This is a genomic window from Micromonospora sp. NPDC050795, from assembly GCF_044456785.1.
Classification (GTDB): Bacteria; Actinomycetota; Actinomycetes; order Mycobacteriales; family Micromonosporaceae; genus Micromonospora.
In genome coordinates this window covers 134396-154320 of record NZ_JBITGE010000002.1, presented here as the reverse complement: position 1 = coordinate 154320, position 19925 = coordinate 134396, and the positions used below count along the sequence as shown (strand labels likewise).

At 73.7% G+C, this 19925-nt stretch carries 6 protein-coding genes; all 6 read left to right on the top strand.

The genetic code is table 11. The features are described from left to right. Nucleotides 1–1758: condensation domain-containing protein (locus ACIBEF_RS02975; RefSeq protein WP_396790651.1), on the top strand; the 1758-nt coding region annotated here is incomplete at its 5' end. Nucleotides 1759–1797: 39 nt separating this feature from the next. Beyond that, nucleotides 1798–2769, top strand: a complete 972-nt coding sequence (locus ACIBEF_RS02970) for a TauD/TfdA family dioxygenase (protein ID WP_396790650.1) — start codon at nt 1798–1800, stop codon at nt 2767–2769. Beyond that, nucleotides 2766–3320, top strand: a complete 555-nt coding sequence (locus ACIBEF_RS02965) for a DUF6817 domain-containing protein (RefSeq protein ID WP_357196803.1) — start codon at nt 2766–2768, stop codon at nt 3318–3320. Before ACIBEF_RS02970 ends, ACIBEF_RS02965 begins: the two co-directional genes overlap by 4 nt. Before the next feature lie 7 nt (nt 3321–3327). Further along, a complete protein-coding gene (locus ACIBEF_RS02960; protein WP_396790646.1) occupies nt 3328–7020 on the top strand; it encodes an ATP-binding cassette domain-containing protein in 3693 nt (1230 codons plus the stop codon). Further along, nucleotides 7017–12755, top strand: coding sequence for an amino acid adenylation domain-containing protein (locus tag ACIBEF_RS02955; RefSeq protein ID WP_396790644.1), 5739 nt, complete (start codon nt 7017–7019; stop codon nt 12753–12755). Before ACIBEF_RS02960 ends, ACIBEF_RS02955 begins: the two co-directional genes overlap by 4 nt. Beyond that, entirely contained in the window at nt 12755–19924 is a 7170-nt protein-coding gene (locus tag ACIBEF_RS02950; protein ID WP_396790642.1) for an amino acid adenylation domain-containing protein, read from the top strand. Before ACIBEF_RS02955 ends, ACIBEF_RS02950 begins: the two co-directional genes overlap by 1 nt. Nucleotide 19925 lies beyond the last annotated feature (1 nt).

Here is a 19925-nt window from a genome sequence, read left to right as displayed (position 1 = left end):
CTGCGGGTGCCGTCGGTGGGTCCGGAGGACAACTTCTTCGCCCTGGGTGGGGACTCGCTGCACGTGATCCGGGTGGTGGACCGGGCCCGTAAGGCGGGTGTGGTGATCACGCCCGCGCAGTTCATCGCACACCCCACCATCGCCGCGCTCGCCTTGGTCGCGACCGCCGCGCAGACGCCGGCCGACAAGGCACGGGAGGTCCTCGCCGGGATCTGGCGGGAGGTGCTGCGGGTGCCGTCGGTGGGTCCGGAGGACAACTTCTTCGCCCTGGGTGGGGACTCGCTGCACGTGATCCGGGTGGTGGACCGGGCCCGTAAGGCAGGTGTGGTGATCACCCCCGCGCAGTTCATCGCGCACCCCACCGTCGCCGGCCTCGCGTCGGTGGCCGGTGGGCAGACGACCGCCGGTGCGGGTGGTGACGGAGGCCGGCGTACCGACCCCGGTGTGGTCCCGCTCGTCGCGTCGCACGTGGCCTTCGCCGAGCGGAACTTCGCCGACCCGCACAAGTACACGCACATCTTCATGTTCGATGCGCTGCGGGCACTGGACCCGGCGCTGGTGGAGCGGGCCGTGGCGGCGGTGATCACCCATCACGACTCGCTGCGGATCAGCTTCCCCCGACCCGGGGGCCGGTTGTCGGTCCGGGTCAACGAGCCCTACCAGCCCACGCCGTTCACCAACGTGGACCTGTCCGCCCTCGACCCGGCGGACCAGGAGGTCGCCTTCCGGCGCCTCGACCGCACCCTGCACCGCAAGCTCGACATCGAGAACGGGCCGCTGCTCCAGGTCGCCCTGGTCCGCTTCGGCGGCGACCGTCCCGATCTGCTCGTGGTGATCGTCCACCACCAGTTGATGGACAACAGCTCCTGGGACGTCCTGATGGCGGATCTCCAGACGGCGTACCAGGCGGTGGAGGCCGGCGAGGAGCCGCGTCTGCCGGTGCCGACGGCGTCGTTCGCCGAGTGGTCCCGCAACCTGGACGCGCTCGCCCGTGGCACCGAGTTGACCGAGGACATCGCGTACTGGACGGCGCTGGCCAAGGAACCCGTCCCGACCTGGCCGCTGGACCACCCCGACGGAGACGACTGCATGTCGTCGGAGGAGACGGTGGTGGTTGGGCTCGACGCGGAGGAGACCGCCGCGCTGCGCCGGCTGGTGCCGCAGGAGTACGGCCTGAGCGTCAACGACGCGCTGCTGGCCGCCACCCTCCAGGGCTTCACCGACTGGTCCGGTCAGTCGTCGATCCTGGTCGACCTCGTCGCCCGGGGTCGGGAGATGGGCGGTCAGGACCTCGACCTGTCCCGTGCCATCGGCCGGTTCTCGATGACCTCACCCCGGCTCGTCCGCCGACCCGAGAAGCCCGGCCCGAGGGCGCTGCTGGAGTCGGTCCGCGAGCAGATCGAGGCGGTGCCCCGGCGCGGCCTCGCCTTCGGCCTGCTGCGCTACCTCGGCGGGCATCCGGCGGTGGCGGACGCGCTCGCCCCGCTCGGCAAGCCGGACATCCTGCTCAACAACTGGGGCGAGTTCGCCCACGAGCCCGAGGAGTCGCCGCTGCTCGGGCCGGCCATGGACGACTCCTGGCCGATGCCGAAGCTGCAACGCATGCACCGGCTCCAGGTGTTCGCACGGTTCGCCAACGGCGAGCTGAGCCTGCATTTGAAGTACAGCAAGAACCTCAACGAGCGGACGAGCATCGAACGGCTCGCCGCCCTGACCCTGGCCGCCCTCCGGTCGTTCGTCCGGCCGGACGCCGACTGACCCGGACCACGACCCGACGTACGCGGAAGGACCTCCGACATGGACCACGTGAAAGAGAGCTGCCTGTTCCCGGAGCGCAACCGGGTGGCCTGCATCGAGGCCACCTCGCCCGGCATGTCGCCGGCGCAATGGGCCACCGAGCACCTCGACCTGATCAACGACCGACTGGACAGCCACGGCGCTGTCCTGCTGCGCGGGTTCGACGCCCCGGACGCGCCGGCCTTCTCCGCCTTCGTCAAGGTCTTCGGCGAGGAGATGGCCGAGTACACCTACCGGTCCACGCCGCGCAGCAAGGTCGGCGACGTCTACACCTCCACCGAGTACCCGGCCAGCGAGGTCATCCCGCTGCACAACGAGATGGCGTACACCAGCGTGTGGCCCCGGCGGTTGTTCTTCTACTCGAACATCCCCGCCCAGACCGGCGGGGAGACTCCGCTCGCCGACAGCCACGCCGTCTGGCAGCGCATTCCCGCCGAGGTGCGCGAGCGCTTCGAGCGGCACGGTGTGCGGTACGTGCGCAACTACCGGGTCGGCCTCGGGGTGTCCTGGCAGGAGACGTTCCCCGGGATGGACCGGGAGGCCGTGGAGGAGTTCTGCCGCGAGCGGGGCATCACCTACGAGTGGTTCGACGACGGCGCGCTGCGGACCACCGAGACCTGCCAGGCCGTCACCGTGCACCCGGTGTCCGGGCGGACGGTCTGGATGAACCAGGCCCACCTGTTCCACGTCTCCAACCTGCCCGAGGCCACCCGGGAGGCGCTGCTGGAACTGCTGGCCGAGGAGGACCTGCCGCGTAACGCGTACCTCGGTGACGGCAGCCCGATCACCGACGCCGACCTCGCGGCGATCCGCGCCGCGTTCGACGCGGAGTCCCTGGCCTTCCCCTGGCAGCAGGGTGACCTGCTGGTCGTCGACAACATGGCGATGGCGCACGGCCGGTCCAGCTTCACCGGACCGCGCAAGACGTTGGTGGCGATGACCGGGTCGTACGGCAGTCGGGAGGCAGCGTGAGCGGCCTCGCCGAGAAGATCGCCTTCCTGGAGTCGCACGGGGTGGCCGAGTTGGCGCACTCGGAGGCCAACCTGCTGGCGCACCTGCGCGGCGTGCACGACCTGCTGGCCCAGTGGGGGTCGCGGCAGGAGCTGTGCGACGCCGGGTTGTTCCACTCGGTGTACGGCACGGAGATCTTCCCGACCGGCGCGATCCCGCACGAGCTGCGGCCCGCCGTGCGGGAGCTGATCGGCGCGGAGGCGGAGACGCTGGCGTACCTGTTCGGCACCGTCACCCGCAGCGCCCTCTTCGACGCCGCCTTCGACGGCCCGCCGTTCCTGCTCGAGGACCGCTCGGGCGGTTGCGTCGGTGTCAGCGCCGGGCAGTACACCGACCTCGCCGCCCTGACGGTGGCGAACTGGCTGGAGCAACGTCCCCGGTTCGCTGAATCAAGCAAGTTCAGCCGCGCCCGCGAGTTCGACGCCATGCGCCGCTATCTGCCGGACAGTGTCCGTACCGCCCTGGAGCGCGCCTACGGGTTCGCTCCGCTCGCCCTCGCTGGAAACGAGTAGACGCACCGTGTCGACAAACACCACACCGGTCCGCCCGAGTGCCGAACAGGACGCGGGAGTGCTGTCCCGACTCTTCGTCCAATGGCCCTCGATCCTGGTGAAGGCGTCCCTGCGCCGACCACTGAAGCTGTCGGACAGCCTGACGCCGCCCCGGTACGACCACCTGGAGCGGGTGACCCCGGTCTTCGAGCGTGCCTGGGCCGCCCGGCGGGACCAACCGGACGGGCTGCGGCGGGCCCTCTACCAGACCTACCGTCGGCGGTTCTGGTGGGCGGGCCTGATCTTCCTGGCCTACCAGACCTGCGCGACAGTCGGGCCGCTGCTGGTGCGGGAGCTGATCGCCTGGTTCGAGGGCGACGGCCGGGGCCCGGTGGTGGAGGGTCTGCTGATCGCCGCCGGCCTGGCCGGTTTCTACGTCCTGGACGCGTTGAGCCACAAGCACCAGTGGTCCGAGGTGTGGAAGACAGCGCACTCGATCACCGCGCTGCTGCGGACCGAGATCCTGCGCAAGTACCTGCGGATGGACCGCGGCGCCCGACTGGCCCACCCCTCCGGGGAGGTCATCACCCTCGCCTCGTCCGACGCCCGGCGGGTCGGGCGGGTCGCGTTCACGCACATGGCGTGGGCCGTGCCGCTGGGCATCGCCGGCTCCTGCGTGGTCCTGTGGGTGCTGCTGGGCTGGGCGGCGCTGGTGGGCATCGTCATTCTCATCGCCGGCCTGTGGCTGTCGCACGTTGCCAACGAGAGGGTCTTCGCGCTGGTGCCGGCGATCCGGGACGCGAACGGCGTCCGGATCGGGCTGGTCGGCGAGTACCTGGGGGCCATGCGGACGCTGCGCACCCACGGCTGGGAGGACGTCGCCGAGCGGGCTGTCGGCCGGGAACGCGCGACGCTCAACGCGTTGCTGGTCCGCCGGCAGAAGCGGCTCGCCACGCTCTACCTGGTGAACGCCGCCGCGCCGGTGCTGATGGTGATGGCCACCCTGGTCACGTACGCGGCGCTGGGCAACGAACTGAAGGCGGCGGACGTGTTCGCGGCGATCGCCGTGCTCACCGTCCTCCGGTCCCAACTGCCCGAGCTGGTGCGCTACCTGGACATGCGCAACGAGTGGCGGGTGGCGTTCGGGAAGGTGACGACCTTCCTGCGGGCCCCGGACACCGCCGAGGCGTCGACCGACGACGACGCGCCGGCCGGGGCGGTCGACCTCGACGGGGCGTCGTTCACCTGGCCCGGGGCCGACGCGGACGCCCGGCCGGTCCTGACCGGCGTCGACCTGCGGGTCGCGCCCGGTGAGTTGATCTGCGTGCTGGGCCGGGTCGGCAGCGGCAAGTCCGCGCTGCTCGCGGCGCTGGCCGGGGCGCTGCCGACGGTCGCGGGCACCGCCCAGGTCGGCGGCAGCGCCGTGTACCTGCCGCAGCGCCCCTGGATCATGCAGGGCAGCGTCGTCGACAACATCCGCTGCTTCTCGCCCGACGATCCGGAGCGGTACGCGGCGGTCGTCCGCGCCACCGCCCTGGAGGCGGACCTGGCGGCGATGCCGGCCCGCGACGGCACGGCCATCGGCGAGCGGGGCGTGAACCTCTCCGGCGGGCAACGGCAGCGCATCGCGTTGGCCCGCGCCGCCTACGAGGACGCCGACGTCTACCTCTTCGACGACCCGACCAGCGCCGTCGACGACGCGGTCGCCGGCACCATCCTGGAGGCGCTGTTCGACGGGGTGCTCGCCGGGCGTACCCGGATCGTTGCCACCCACCGCCTCGACGTGGCCCGACGGGCCGACCGGGTAGTGGTCCTCGACGGCGGCCGGGTGGTCGCGGCGGGCCGGTTCGACGACGTCGCCGCGCAGATGCCGGACCTGCTGCCGGCCATGGCCGCCGAGGCCGCGACGCCGTCCGACCCGGACGGCGCCGCGCTGGACGAGGTGGCCGAGGAAATGGCCGCCGAGGAGGAGGAGACGGTCCGCGCCGGTCAGGTCGGTTCCGCCACCTACCGCCGTTACCTGCAGGTGCTGACCCCGGGCCTCCTCGCGGTCGTCCTGCTCGGCCTGGCCGTCGGCGGGCAGGCCGTCCTGGGCGGCTCGTCGTTCTGGCTCGGCCACTGGACCGAGCACGCCGGGCAGGACACGCTGTACTACGCGGGCGTGTTCGCCGCCATCGGTCTGCTGGCGCTCGTGCTGGATCGCGGGCTGTTCAGCTTCGCCTTCGCCCGGGGTGTGTCCGCCGGCCAGAACCTGCACGGGTCGATGCTGAACCGGGTCTTCCGGGCCCCGCTGTCGTTCTTCGACCGCAACTCCTCCGGACGCGTCCTGGCGCGGTTCTCCGGTGACATGGAGACCATCGACCTGGAGTTGCCGGAGACCACGATGGACACCCTCCGGGTCGCCGTCGGCCTGGTCGTGCCGTTGGCGGCGCTGGCCTTCACCAGTCCGCTGATGCTGGTGGCGGCCCCGCTGCTGCTGGTGGTCTACCTCCGCTGGCAGCGGCTCACCCGGGCCAGCACGGTCGAGGCGTCCCGGCTGTCGAAGCAGGCGAACGAGCCGATGCTCGCGCTGCTCAACGAGGCCGTCGACGGGGTGACCTCGATCGAGGGCCGGAACAGCCGGGTGCGCGGCTACCAGGCCGCGTTCGGTGAGCGGGTCCGCGTCGCGCACCACGCCGACTACACGGTCAACGCGCTGTCGCGGCACTTCAACCTGAAGCTCGACATGCTCGGCGCGGTCGTCCTGCTGACGTACGGCGTGCTGATCGTCGCCGTGGGTGGGATCGGCGCCGGGCTGGCCGGTGTCGGGATCAGTTTCGTGTACGCGCTGATGGAGGCGCTGGCGATGAGCCTGATGACGGTGCAGATGATGGACCTGTCGCTGGCGAGCTTCGAACGTGTCGACGACTACACCCGGCTGCCGGTCGAGCCGACCGACGGGCGACCGGCCCCGGCCGGCTGGCCCACCGCCGGCGAGGTCCGCTTCGAGAACGTCACACTGCGCTACTCCGAGGGTGGTCCGGCCGCGCTGAACGGCGTGTCGTTCGACGCCCCGGCGGGCGGCAAGATCGGCATCGTCGGCCGGACCGGCAGCGGCAAGTCCAGCCTGTTCACCGCGCTGCTGCGGTTCGTGCCAGCCGAGCAGGGGCGCATCCTCATCGACGGGGTGGACACCGCCACGCTGCGGCTGGCCGACCTGCGGGCCGCCGTCGAGGTGGTACCGCAGGATCCGGTGCTGCTGCCCGGCACCCTGCGGGACAACATCGACCCGACCGGTGCGTACCCCGACGCCGAGGTCGCCGCCGTCCTCACCAAGGTAGGTCTCGCCGACCGGCTTCTCGGCGTGGGCGGTGGCGGTCTCGACGCTGTCCTGTCCGCCGGCGGCGGACAGCTCAGCGCCGGTGAACGACAGCTGCTCTGCCTGGCCCGGGCGTTGCTGCGGGACGCGAAGCTGGTCCTCATCGACGAGGCCACGTCGAGCCTCGACGCCGAGACCGACGCCCGCATCCAGCGGCTGCTGGCGGTGGACCTCGCCGACGCGACGGTGCTCACCATCGCCCACCGCCGGGAGACCCTGGCCGGCGCCGACCGGGTGGTGACGCTCGATGGTGGGCTGGTGGCCCGGGTGATCGACAGCGATCCGGCCGGGGTGCTGGCCGGGGCGACGAACCCGGTCGGGCAGCGCGCCGGCCAGTCGAGTCTCGGGGAGCCGGTGCAGTGACCGGGTCGCGTGCGATGGCCGCGGAGGCGGACGCGCTCGCCCACTGGCGGGCCGGGCTGGCCGGCGTACCCACCCTGGACCTGGTCACCGACCGGGTCCGCCCGGCCCGTCGCCGCCAGCACACCGACCGGGTGACGCTCACCGTCGGCCCGGACACCACCCGACGGCTGCACGCGGTGAGCGCGGCGGTGGGCGTCGCACCCTCCGTGCCGTTGCTCGCCGTGGGACAGGTGGTGCTGGGCCGGCACGCCGGCACCCGGGACCTGGCCACCGCGACGCCGCTGGACGGCGACCTGGTGCCGTTGCGCGGCAGGTGGGACGACGACCCGTCGGCCGCCGACCTGTTCGCGCGGGTCGACGCCGGGTTGCGGGCGGCCTCGCCGTACACCGGCGTCCCGCTGCACCGGGTGGCCGAGGCGCTCGGCCTGCCCCACGACCCGAGTCGTGCCGCGCTCTGCCCGGTCGTGCTGGGGGTGGGAGCGGCCCCCGCCACCAGCGAGGCGGTGCCGCCCGACCTGAGCGTGCTCTGGGACGAGCCGGGGCCCGACGGGGCGTCCGGCGTCCTCGCCTACGACCCGGACCTGTTCGACAGCGCGACGATGCGCCGGTTCGCCGACCACTACCTGACGTTGCTCGACAACGCCCTGACCGACACCGAGGCGCCGATCTCCACCCTGGTGCACACGTCGGCGCAGGAGCGCGAGCTGATCGCCCGGTGGGGCACCGGCGGTGGTACGGCAGGTCCGCCGAGCGTGCCGGCGGCGTTCCTCAGCCAGGCCGGGGCGACGCCGGACGCCGTCGCTCTGGAGTACGACGGCACCACCCTCACGTACGCCGAGGTGCGCGCCAGGGCGGACGCCCTGGCGACCGTCCTGACCGGACACGGGGTCACCCCGGGCAGTGTCGTCGGCCTGGCGATGGGCTCGTCCGCGCAGCTCGTCGTGGCGATGCTCGCGGTGCTCGCCACCGGGGCGGCGTACCTGCCCCTGGACCCGTCCTACCCCGAGGCGCGGCGGGAGTTCATGCTGCGCGACAGCGGGGCGCGGCTGCTGCTCGCCGACGGTTCGGTGGCCGTCGTCGACGACCTGCCAGTGCTGCGGCTCGACCGGCTGGTGCTGCCCGCGGGACGGTCCGCGCCGACGTGGCCGCCGACGTACCCGAACCAGCGGGCCTGCGTCCTCTACACCTCCGGGTCGACAGGGCGGCCGAAGGGGGTCGAGACCACCCACGGCGGGATCGTCCGGCTGGTCCACCGCGCCGACTACTTCCCCGTCGGGCCCGCCGACGCGGTCGCCCAGGCGGCCAACGTGTCGTTCGACGCGGCGAGCTTCGAGGTGTGGGGTGCGCTGCTCAACGGCGCGCGCCTGGTGGGCATCCCCAAGGACGACGTGCTCACGCCGTCCCGGCTGGGTCATCGACTCGCCGAGCACGGCGTCACGGTGCTGATGCTCACCACCGCCCTGTTCCACAGGTGCGTGGACGCCGACCCGGCGATGTTCGCCCCGCTGCGCGCCCTCTACTTCGGCGGCGAGCCGGCCGACGCCCGCCGGGTCGCCACGCTGGCCGCCGCCCTGCCGGGCTTGCGCCTCGTCAACGGGTACGGCCCGACCGAGTGCACCACGTTCTCCAGCACCTGGGACGTGACCGACCTGCCCGGCGACGCGGCGCGGACCCCGATCGGCCGACCGATCGGTGGGGAGCTGCTCTACGTCCTCGACGACCACGGCCGGCTGACCGGCATCGGCGCTCCGGGGGAGCTGTTCATCGGCGGCGCCGGTCTCGCGCACGGGTACGTCGGCCGGCCCGACCTGACCGCCGAGCGGTTCGTGCCGAGCCCCTTCGAGCCCGGCGCCCGGGTCTACCGCACGGGTGACGTGGTGCGGTGGCGCGAGGACGGTCAACTGGAGTGCCTGGGCCGGGCCGACCAGCAGGTCAAGATCCGCGGTGTCCGGATCGAGCCGGACGAGATCGCCAGCACCCTCACCACCTGCCCGGGCGTCCGGGCCGCCGCCGTCACGGTGCACGGCGACGGCGACGAACGTCGGCTCGTCGCCTACGTCGTCCCGGACGACGCCCCGGTCCCGGCGGGTGAGCTGCGCGCCCACCTCGCCGCCCGGCTGCCCGAGGCGATGGTGCCGACCTGGTACGTGCCGCTGGCGGCGTTGCCGGTCACCCCGAACGGCAAGGTGGACCGCCGAGCGCTGCCCGCGCCCGACGCGCACCACGGCGTCCGGGCCGCCGACGGCGTGCCGCCCAGCGGCCCGATCGAGGAACTGGTCGCACGGACGTGGCAGGACCTGCTCGGTGTGCCGGTGGTGTCGGCCGCCGACGACTTCTTCGCCCTCGGCGGCCACTCGCTGCTCGCGGCGCAGATGGTGGCGCGGATCGCCGCCACGGCCGGTGTGCGGCTGGGCGTCCGCGCCGCCTTCGAGGCGCCCACCGTCGCCGCGCTCGCGGCACGCGTCGCCGACGCCGGCCCGGACGACGCCCGCCCGCCGGTGCCGGCTGCCGGCCCCGGGCCGCACCCCCTGTCGTACGCCCAGCAGCGGCTGTGGTTCCTCGACCGGCTCGACGCCGGTCAGGCGGTCTACTCGGTGCCGCTCGTGCTCACCGTGGACGGCCCGCTCGACGTCGACGCCCTCGACGCCGGCCTGCGGGGGCTGGTGACGCGGCACGCGGCGCTGCGGACCCGGCTGGTGACGATCGACGGCGAGCCCCGGCAGGTGGTGGACGACGAGCCAGCGGTCGTGCTCACAGTGGACGACCTGCGCGACCGGGCCGACCGTGACGAGCAGGCCGACGCCCTCCTGCGCCACGCCGCCGCCCGACCCTTCGACCTCGCCACCGGGCCGCTGGCCCGCTGGCACCTGGTCCGGCTGACCGACGAGCACGCGATGCTCCTGATGACGTTGCACCACGCGGTCTGTGACGGCTGGTCGATCGGCGTGCTGATCCGTGACCTCGGCGCGTTCTACGCCGCCCGGACCATCGGCACGCCCGCCCCGGCCCCGCTCACCGTCGAGTACGTCGACTACACCCTGTGGCAGCGCGCGCTGCTGGCCGGCGACGCGCGGACGACCCAGCTCGCGTACTGGGTTGACCAGCTCGCGGGTGCGCCCACGGCACTGGACCTCCCGACCGACCGTCCCCGCCCGGCCACCGCCCGACACCGGGGGGAGACGTTCGACGTACGGCTGCCCGCCGCCCTGGTCGAACGCCTCGACGCGGTGGGACGGCGGCACGGCGTCACCCGGTTCATGGTGCTGCTCGCCGCGTTCCAGCTGGTGCTGGGCCGGTACGCGGACGTCCGCGACGTCAGTGTCGGCAGCCCGGTGTCCGGGCGCACCCGCTCCGAGTTCGACGACCTGGTGGGTTTCTTCGTCAACACCGTCGTGCTGCGGACCCGTTGGCAGGACACCGAGACCTTCGTCGACGTGCTGGCCCGGGCGCGGGACGCGGTGCTCGGCGCGTACGAGCACCAGGACGTCCCGTTCGAGCAGGTCGTCGAGGCGGTCCGGCCACCACGGGACCCCAGTCGTACCCCGCTGTTCCAGGTCATGCTGTCGGCACAGAACCTGCCCGAGCGGACCGATGCGGTACCCGGTCTGTCGGTCGGGGTGACCGAGCCACCCGGCCGGGTGGCGAAGTTCGACCTCACGGTGGCCTGGGACGAGGTGCCCAGCGCCACGGGCGAGCTGCGCGGCACCGTGGAGTACGACGTCGACCTGTTCGACAGGGACACCGCCGAGCGGCTGGCGCACAGTTACCGGACCCTGCTGGAGTCGGCGCTGAGCGCCCCGGACGCCCCGGTGTCCACCCTGGACCTGCTGCCCGGCCCCGAGCCGGTCCCGCCGGTCGGCGGGTCGACCGGCGCGCCGACCGCGTCGACTCTGCACGGCCTGGTCGCCGCCGCCGCGGCCCGCTGGCCGCAGCGCCCGGCGCTGGTGCAGGGCGACCGGCAGGTCAGCCACGCGGAGCTGGACAGCCGTGCCGCCGCGGTGCACGCCCACCTGACCGCCCGGGGCGTACGCCCCGGTGACACCGTCGCCGTCCTGCTGGAGCGCAGCCCCGACTGGCCGGCGGCGCTGCTCGGCGTCCTGCGCGCCGGGGCCGCGTACGTGCCACTGGACCCGGCGATCCCGCCGAGGCGGTTGGCGCACGTCCTCGCCGACTCGTCGGCGGTGCTGCTGCTCGGCTCCCGCGAGACCTGCCCGCCCGCCGTCGACCTGCCCTTCGTCGCGATCGAGGACGCGTTGCTCGCCGCCCCGGCCGCCGCCGGCCCGCCGGTGCACCCGTCGGCGACGGCGTACGTGCTCTACACCTCGGGCACCACCGGGCAACCCAAGGGCGTCCGCGTCAGTCACGCCAACCTGGTGCACACCCTGGAGGCGGTGGCCGGGCACTACGCGCTCACCCACGCCGACCGGGTGCTCCAGTTCGCCGCGCTCGGCTTCGACGTGGCCGCCGAGGAGTTGTTCGGGACGCTGATCCGGGGCGGGGCCGTGGTGTTGCCGCCGGCCGGGCCGGTGCCCGGTCTCGACGAGTTGACCGCGCTGGCCCGCCGGGAACGACTCACCGTGCTCAACCTGCCGGCCTCGTACTGGCACGAGTGGGTGGCGGCGCTGGACCGCCACCCGCCCGCCTCCTGTCCGGACCTGCGCCTCGTCGTGGTCGGCAGCGAGCGGGTCGACGCGGGACGGCTCGCCCAGTGGCGCGCCGCAGCGCCCGAGGTGCGCTGGCTCAACGCGTACGGCCCGACCGAGGCCACCATCACCGCCACCGTGCACGAGCCGGGCGGCGACCGGGAGCCGGTCACCGGCAGCGTTCCGGTGGGACTGCCGCTGCCGGGCGTGCGGGCGTACGTCCTCGATCGTGGACTGCGGCCGGTGCCGCGCGGGGTCCCGGGGGACCTGTGGCTCGGCGGACCCGGGGTGGCGCAGGGCTACGTCGGGGACCCGGCCCGCACCGCCGTCAGCTTCCTGCCCGACCCGTGGGGCCCGCCCGGCGACCGCATGTACGGCACCCGGGACCGGGTCCGCCTCGGTGTCGCCGGGGTGCTCGAGTTCCTCGGCCGGGAGGACGACCAGGTCAAGGTGCGCGGCTTCCGGATCGAGCTGGGCGAGATCGAGGCGGCGCTCGGTGCCCACCCCACGGTGGGGGAGGCGGCGGCGGTGCTGCGCGAGGACGTGCCGGGCCGACCAACGCTGGTCGGTTACGTGACGCCCGGCGACGTGGACGTGGCGCTGCTGCGCGCGCACCTGGCCGACCGGCTGCCCGGGTACATGGTGCCGGCCACGATCGTCACGCTGGACCGGCTGCCCCGCAGCGAGCGCGGCAAGGTCGACCGGGCCTCCCTCGCGCCGCCCGCCGCCCCGACCCCTGCCGGGGTGGGTGTGCCCGGCAGCGAGTTGGAGCGCGCGGTGGCGGCGATCTGGCGCGACGTGCTGGTGGTCGACGAGGTGGGCGTCGACGACAACTTCTTCGACATCGGTGGGCACTCGCTGCTCGTGATGCGGGTGCAGACGCACCTGTCCGAGCGGCTGGGTCGCACCGTGCCGGTGGTGGAGTTGTTCCGCCACCCCACAGTGCGGGCACTCGCCCGGCACCTGGCGTCCGGGGACCGGACGCCGGCGATGTCCGCCGCGCACCACCGCGCCGAGACACGCGCCGCCAACCAACGGGCGCGCACACCGCGACGTCGGCCGGGCCGGCATCACGACAGGGGGGACGCATGATGACCGAGGAACGTACGCTGCCCGACACCGCCATCGCCGTCGTCGGAATGGCGCTCCGGGTTCCCGGGGCCGCCACCCTCGACGCCTTCTGGAGCAACCTGCGCGACGGGGTCGAATCGCTCACCACCCTCGACGACGCCGACCTGATCGCCGACGGCGTCGCACCGGAGGAGTTCAACCACCCCGACTACGTCCGTGCCCTCGGTGTCCTCGACGACCCGGCCGGCTTCGACGCCCGCTTCTTCGGGTTCTCGGCCCGTGAGGCGCAGCTGCTCGACCCGCAGCACCGGATCTTCCTGGAGTGCGCCTGGGAGGCGTTGGAGCACGCCGGTCACCCGTTCGACTCCACGACACCGGTGACAGGTGTCTACGCCGGGGTGGGGGAGAGCTCGTACCTGCTGCACAATCTGCTGCCCAACGCGGACCTGGTGGCCCGGGTCGGGACGTTCCAGACCTCCATCGGCAACGACAAGGACTTCCTGCCGACCCGGGTGTCGTACAAGGTCAACCTGCGGGGCCCCAGCATCAGCGTGCAGACCGGCTGCTCCACCTCCCTGGTCGCCGTGCACATGGCTGCGCAGGCGCTGCTGGCCGGCGAGTGCGACGTCGCGCTGGCCGGCGGCGCGACGGTCATCGCCCGCCGCCGTGGCTACCGGCACACCCAGGGCGGCATCCTCTCCGCCGACGGCCACTGCCGGGCGTTCGACGCCGAGGCGACCGGCGCGGTGGCCGGCAGCGGCGCCGGCGTCGTCGTGCTCAAGCGGCTCGCCGACGCGATGACGGACGGCGACCTGGTGCACGCCGTGATCCGAGGCTCGGCCGTGAACAACGACGGCGACCGCAAGGTCGGCTTCACCGCCCCGAGCGTGGACGGGCAGGCCGACGTCATCGCCGAGGCGCTCGCCGTCGCCGGGGTCGACCCCGGCACGATCGGTTACGTCGAGGCGCACGGCACCGGCACCCCGCTCGGTGACCCGATCGAGGTGGCCGCGCTGACGAGCGCCTTCGGTGACCTGCCGCCGGGCCGCATCGGGCTCGGCTCGGTCAAGACGAACGTCGGGCACCTCGACACCGCCGCCGGTGTCGTCGGTCTGATCAAGACGGTGCTGGCGCTCCGGGCCGGCGAGATCCCACCGTCGCTGCACTTCCGCACCGCCAACCCCGAGCTGGGTCTGGACGCGAGTCCCTTCCACGTCGTCGCGGCCCGCACCCCGTGGCCGGGCGCGGTGCGCCGTGCCGGGGTCAGCTCGTTCGGCATCGGCGGCACCAACGCGCACGTCGTCGTGGAGGAGGCCCCGCCCCGCGCGGCAGGCCAGGAGAGCCGCCGGCGGCACGTGCTGCCCCTGTCCGCCGCCACACCCACCGCCCTCGACGCGGCTGCCGAGCGACTCGCCGCGCACCTGAGCGCCCACCCGGACACGCCGCTGGCCGAGGTGGCGTACACCCTGCAACGCGGCCGGCGGACCCTGCCGTACCGCCGGGCGGTCGTCGGCGGCAGCTCCGCCGAGGTGGTCGAGGCGTTGCGGCGACCGGCGACCCCGCCGGCCGAGACCGCCACCGACCGCGCGGTGCTGTTCACCTTCCCCGGGCAGGGCGCGCAGCGTACCGGCATGGCGCACGCCCTCTACGTCGCTGAGCCGGTGTTCCGCTCCGAGGTGGACCGGGCCGCGGACCTGCTGACGCCGTTGCTCGACACGGACATCCGGGACCTGCTGTTCCCCGCCGCCGACCAGCGGGAGACCGCCGCCGAACAGCTCCAGCAGACCGGGTACGCGCAGCCGGCGCTGTTCGTCGTCGAGTACGCGCTGGCCAAGCTCTGGGAGCACTGGGGCGTACGACCGGCGGGGCTGCTCGGGCACAGCGTGGGTGAGCTGGTGGCCGCCTGCCTGGCCGGGGTGTTCGTACTGCCCGACTCGGTGCGCCTGGTCGCGGCACGCGGTCGGCTCATGCAGGCGGCGGAGCCGGGCGTGATGCTCGCGGTGCCGCTGGCCGAGGCCGAGCTGCTGCCGCTGCTCGACGATGTGCTGGACCTCGCCGCCGTCAACGGCCCCCGACAGTGCACCGTCTCCGGGCTGCCCGAGGCCGTGGCGGCTCTCGAGGCCCGGCTGCGCGAGCGGGGGGTGGCCTCGACCCGGCTGGCCACCTCGCACGCGTTCCACTCCCGGGCCATGGCCGCCGCCGCGTCGGCGTTCGAGGCGGAGGTGGCCCAGGTGCCGCGCTCGGCGCCGGAGATCCCCTTCGTGTCGAACGTGACAGGTACCTGGATCACCGCCGAGTCGGCCACCAGCCCCGCGTACTGGTCGCGGCAACTGCGGTCGACCGTCCGCTTCGGCGACGGCCTGGCGGCGCTGCGCGACGCCGACGCCGACGCCGTGGTGCTGGAGGTCGGCCCCGGGCGGGTGTTGACCCGCCTCGCCGGTGGGTCGGCCGCCCGCGCGGTGGCGTCGCTGCCGTCGGCGGGTCGGGACACCGACGCCGAGTCGGAGCTTCTCGCCGCCGCCGGTGCGCTGTGGCGGATGGGCGTCGCGATCGGGTGGGAGGCGCTGCACGGTGACGTGCCGCCCCGGCGGACGGTCCTGCCGGCCTACCCGTTCGAGCGGGAACGCTGCTGGGTCGATCCTCCCCGCGACGCGGTGACGAGCCGGGCGGGTGCCGACGGGCTCGTCGTGCGCGGCTACCGCCGGGCCGGCGGTGCCGGGCCGGCGACGACCGGGAGTGGTGCCTGGCTGGCCGTCGACGCCGGTCTGCCGGACGGCGTCGTCGACGAGCTACGCGCGGCGGGGGCCCGGGTGGTCGCCGCTGACCTCGATCCGGCCACCGGCGCGCTCCGCACGTCGCTGTCACCGCAGGAGCGGGTCGACGGGGTGCTGCTGGCGGTTGCACCGGGCGACCCGGCACCCACGCTCGCGGCCCTGGGCGACGCGCTCAGCAGGCGCGGCGATGCGTACGCCCGGGTGGTCGTCGTCACCGACGGCGCGCTCGACGTGACCGGCACCGAGACGCTGGTGCCGTCGCGCGGCGTGCTCGCCGGTTGGGCGACCGGCGGCGCGTCCGGCACCCGGACACTGCTCGACGTGCTCCCGGCCACGACGCCGGTGGCCGCCCGCCGCCTCGCCGCCTCGGTGGTCCGAGAGGTCAGGTGCGCGCACCCCGAGCCGGTGGTGGCCCTGCGTGGCGGGCACCGCTTCCTGCCGCACGTCACCGCGGCTCCGGCTGCCGCCCCCGAGCGGCACCCCGGCGCCCGATACCGGCTCGCCGGCGACACGGTGGTCGGTGCCGCGTTCCGGCGGGCCCTCACCACCGCCGGTGCGAGCGTCGACGACCCGGGGGGTGCCGGTCAGCCCGGTCCGGTGACCGTGCTGGTGCCGGTGGACGCCCGCACGTCCGCCGACGAGGCCCTGGCCACGCTGGCCGCGGTGGGCGTCGGCGCGCGGGAGCCGGTCACCACCGTCGAGGTGCACCTGCTCGGCGGTACGCCGGACAACCCGCTCGCCGGCCACCTCGTCGCGCAGGCGGCGGCGCTCGGCCGGGAGTCCGACGCGGAGTGGGTGACCTACGGGTGGCCGGTGGCGGACCTGTCGGCCGTGGAACGGACAGCCGCCCGGGTGGTGGGCGCGGCGACCTCCACCGGGTACGTGGTGGTCACCGTGCTCGACGAGACCGAGGGCGGCGCGGCGGAGGACCCTGCCGAGGTCCACGCGGTCGAGGACCCCACCGAGCGCGAGGTGGCGGCGATCTTCGCCGACCTGCTCGGCGAACGGGACGTCGCGCCCACCGTTGGCTTCTTCGAGCTGGGTGGGCACTCCCTGCTCGCCGCTCAGCTCGTCGCCCAGGTCGGCCGGGCGTGCGGGGCGGACGTCCCGCTGCGCGCCTTTGTCGCCGACCCGACGGTCCGTGGTCTCGCCGCGGCGGTACGCGCGGCCCGCGCCGAGGCCGGTGTCAGCGGCCCCGAGTCGTTGCCGGCCGTCGTGCCGGACCCGGCGTCGGCGCACCTGCCGTTCCCGCTGACCGATGTGCAGCAGGCGTACTGGATCGGCCGCACCGGCGTGTTCGAGCTGGGCAACGTCGGCATGCACGGCTACGAGGAGTTCGACGTCCCCGAGCTGGACGTGTCGCGGTTGCAGCGGGCGCTGCGCCGGCTGATCCGGCGGCACGGGTCGCTGCGTACCGTCGTGCTGCCGCACGGCGAGCAGCAGGTCCTCGACGAGGTGCCGGACTACGTCGTCGTCACCGAGGACATGCGGGGTCGCCCGGCCGCCGAGGTGGACGCGAGCTTCGAGCGGACCCGCGCCGCCATGTCGCACCAGGTGTTCGTGCCGGACCGGTGGCCGCTGTTCGAACTGCGCGCCACACTGCTCGACGAGGGTCGGGGGCGGGTGCACTACAGCATCGACGGCCTGATCACCGACGCCTGGGCGTCGAGCATCGTGATGCGTGAGTTGACCCTGCTCTACCACGAGCCGGACGCGACCCTGCCCGAGCTGGAGTTGAGCTTCCGCGACTACGTGCTCGCCGCGCGGGCCGCGGAGTCGACCGAGCGGTACCAGCGCGCCGCCGCGTACTGGCAGGAGCGGGTGCCGACACTGGCCCTCGCCCCGGAGTTGCCGCTGGCGGCCGACCCGCACACCATCGCCGCGCCCCGCTTCGCCCGGCTCACCGGGCAGGTGCCGGCGGACGAGTGGGACGTCGTCAAGGCCGCCGCGTCCCGGCGCGGCCTCACTCCGACCGCGCTTCTGCTGGCCGCGTACGGCGAGGTGGTCGCCACCTGGTCGAAGAACCAGCGGTTCAGCCTCAACCTGCCGATGGCGCACCGGTTGCCGCTGCACCCGCAGGTCGACGCGATCCTGGGCGACTTCACCTCGGTGACGCTGTTGGAGATCGACGCGGGCGGTGCGGCGTCGTTCGAGACCCGCGCCCGGACGATCCGGGACCAACTCCTCGCCGACCTCGACCACGGACTGTTCAGCGGTGTGCGGGTCGCGCGGGAGCTGAAGCGGGTACGCGGTGACGCCGCCGCCGTCATGCCCGTCGTGTTCACCAGCCTGTTCCAGGGCATCGGCGGGCACCCGCAGATCGGCGAGGTGGTCTACTCCATCTCGCAGACACCGCAGATCTGGATCGACACCCAGGTGTACGAGATGGACGGTGCCCTGGTGCTGGACATCGACGCCGTCGAGGGTCTCTTCCCCGAGGGCATGGTCGCTGCCATGCACGCGGCGACGCTGTCGGTGCTGCACTGGCTCGCCGTCGACGAGGCGCACTGGGCCGACCCGGTGCCGTCGCTGGTGCCCCACGCGGAGCTGGCCGCCCAGGCGGCGTACAACCGCACCGAGGCGCCGTTGCCGGTGGGCCTGCTGCACGAGCCGTTCTTCGCCACCGCCGCCCGGGTGCCCGAGCGCCCGGCCGTGATCACGCCGACCCGCACGCTCACCTACGGGGAGCTGGCGGACCGCGCCCGCACGATCGCCGCCCACCTCGTCGGTTTGCGGGTACGCCCCGACGACCTCGTCGCGGTGGTGATGGACAAGGGCTGGGAGCAGTGCGCCGCCGTCCTCGGTGTGCTCGCCGCCGGGGCCGCGTACCTGCCGATCGACCCGGACCTGCCGGACGAGCGGGTGCGTTTCCTGCTGACGCACGGCCGGGTGCGTGTGGTGCTGACCCAGGGGCGCGTGGCCGGCCCCGGGGCGCACCGGTTCGGCGACGTCGAGGTGTTGCGGGTGGACGAGCTGCGGGTCCTCCCGGCGGGTGTGTTGCCGGCGATCGACACCACGCCCCACAACCTCGCGTACGTCATCTTCACCTCTGGGTCCACCGGCCTGCCCAAGGGCGTGATGATCGAACACGAGGGTGCGTTGAACACCGTGGTCGACATCAACGAGCGCTTCCGGGTGGGCGAGGACGACCGGGTCCTGGCGCTGTCGTCGCTGAGCTTCGACCTGTCCGTGTACGACGTCTTCGGTCCGCTCGCCGTCGGCGGCGCGGTGGTGCTCCCGGAGGCGGCGGCACACCGGGATCCGGCCGCCTGGCTCGACCTGCTCACCAAGGCCAACGTGACGATCTGGAACTCGGTGCCGGCCCTCATGGAGCTGTTCGTCGAGCACCTCACGGTCCGGGAGGCCACCGGCGGCCTGCGACTGGTCATGCTCAGCGGTGACTGGATCCCGGTCGCCCTGCCGGACCGGATCCGGCAGACGCTCGACGGGCCCGAGGTGGTCAGCCTCGGTGGCGCGACGGAGGCGTCGATCTGGTCCATCCTCTACCCGATCGGGGCGGTCCCGGCGCAGTGGACGAGCATCCCGTACGGGCGGCCCATGGTGAACCAGACCTTCCACGTCCTCGACGACGCGTTGCGCCCCCGACCCACCGGGGTCCCCGGGCACCTGCACATCGGTGGTGTCGGCCTGGCCCGCGGCTACCTGCACGACGAGGCGCGGACGGCGGCGAGCTTCGTCGTGGACCCGACCACCGGAACCCGTCTGTACCGCACCGGTGACCTCGGCCGGTTCCTGCCGAGCGGGGAGATCGAGTTCCTGGGCCGGGAGGACTTCCAGGTCAAGGTGCAGGGTTACCGCATCGAGCTGGGCGAGATCGAGACCGCCCTCGCCCAGCACCCCGAGGTGCGCGGCGCGGTGGTGGTGGCGCAGGGCGAGCCGCGTGGCGCGAAGCGTCTCGTCGCCTTCGTCGTCCCCCGGGTCGCCGGTGCCGTGCCGACGGACGTGCGCGACTTCCTCGCGGGCAAACTGCCGGGGTACATGGTGCCGGCGGCGTTCCACGAGATCGACGAGCTGCCGCTCACCGCCAACGGGAAGGTCGACAGGCGACCACTGGTGGAGTTGGCCGACGCGGTCGAGGCGGACGACGTGCCGTACGTGGCACCCCGCTCCGCCCTGGAGGAGACCATCGCCGAGGTCTGGGCCGGCATCCTGCGGGTCGACCGGATCGGCGTGCACGACAACTTCTTCGCCCTCGGCGGTGACTCGCTGCTGGCGATGCGGGCCGTGGTGCACCTGCGCAAGGCGTTCGACGTGCAGGTGCCGATCCGGGTGCTGTTCGACAGTCCCACCCTGGAGGCCGCCGCGTTCGCCATCGAGGACCACCTGCTCAGTGAGCTGGAGGAGATGTCAGACGAGGAGGCCAGTGCCCTGCTGGCCGACGAGCCGACGTACTAGG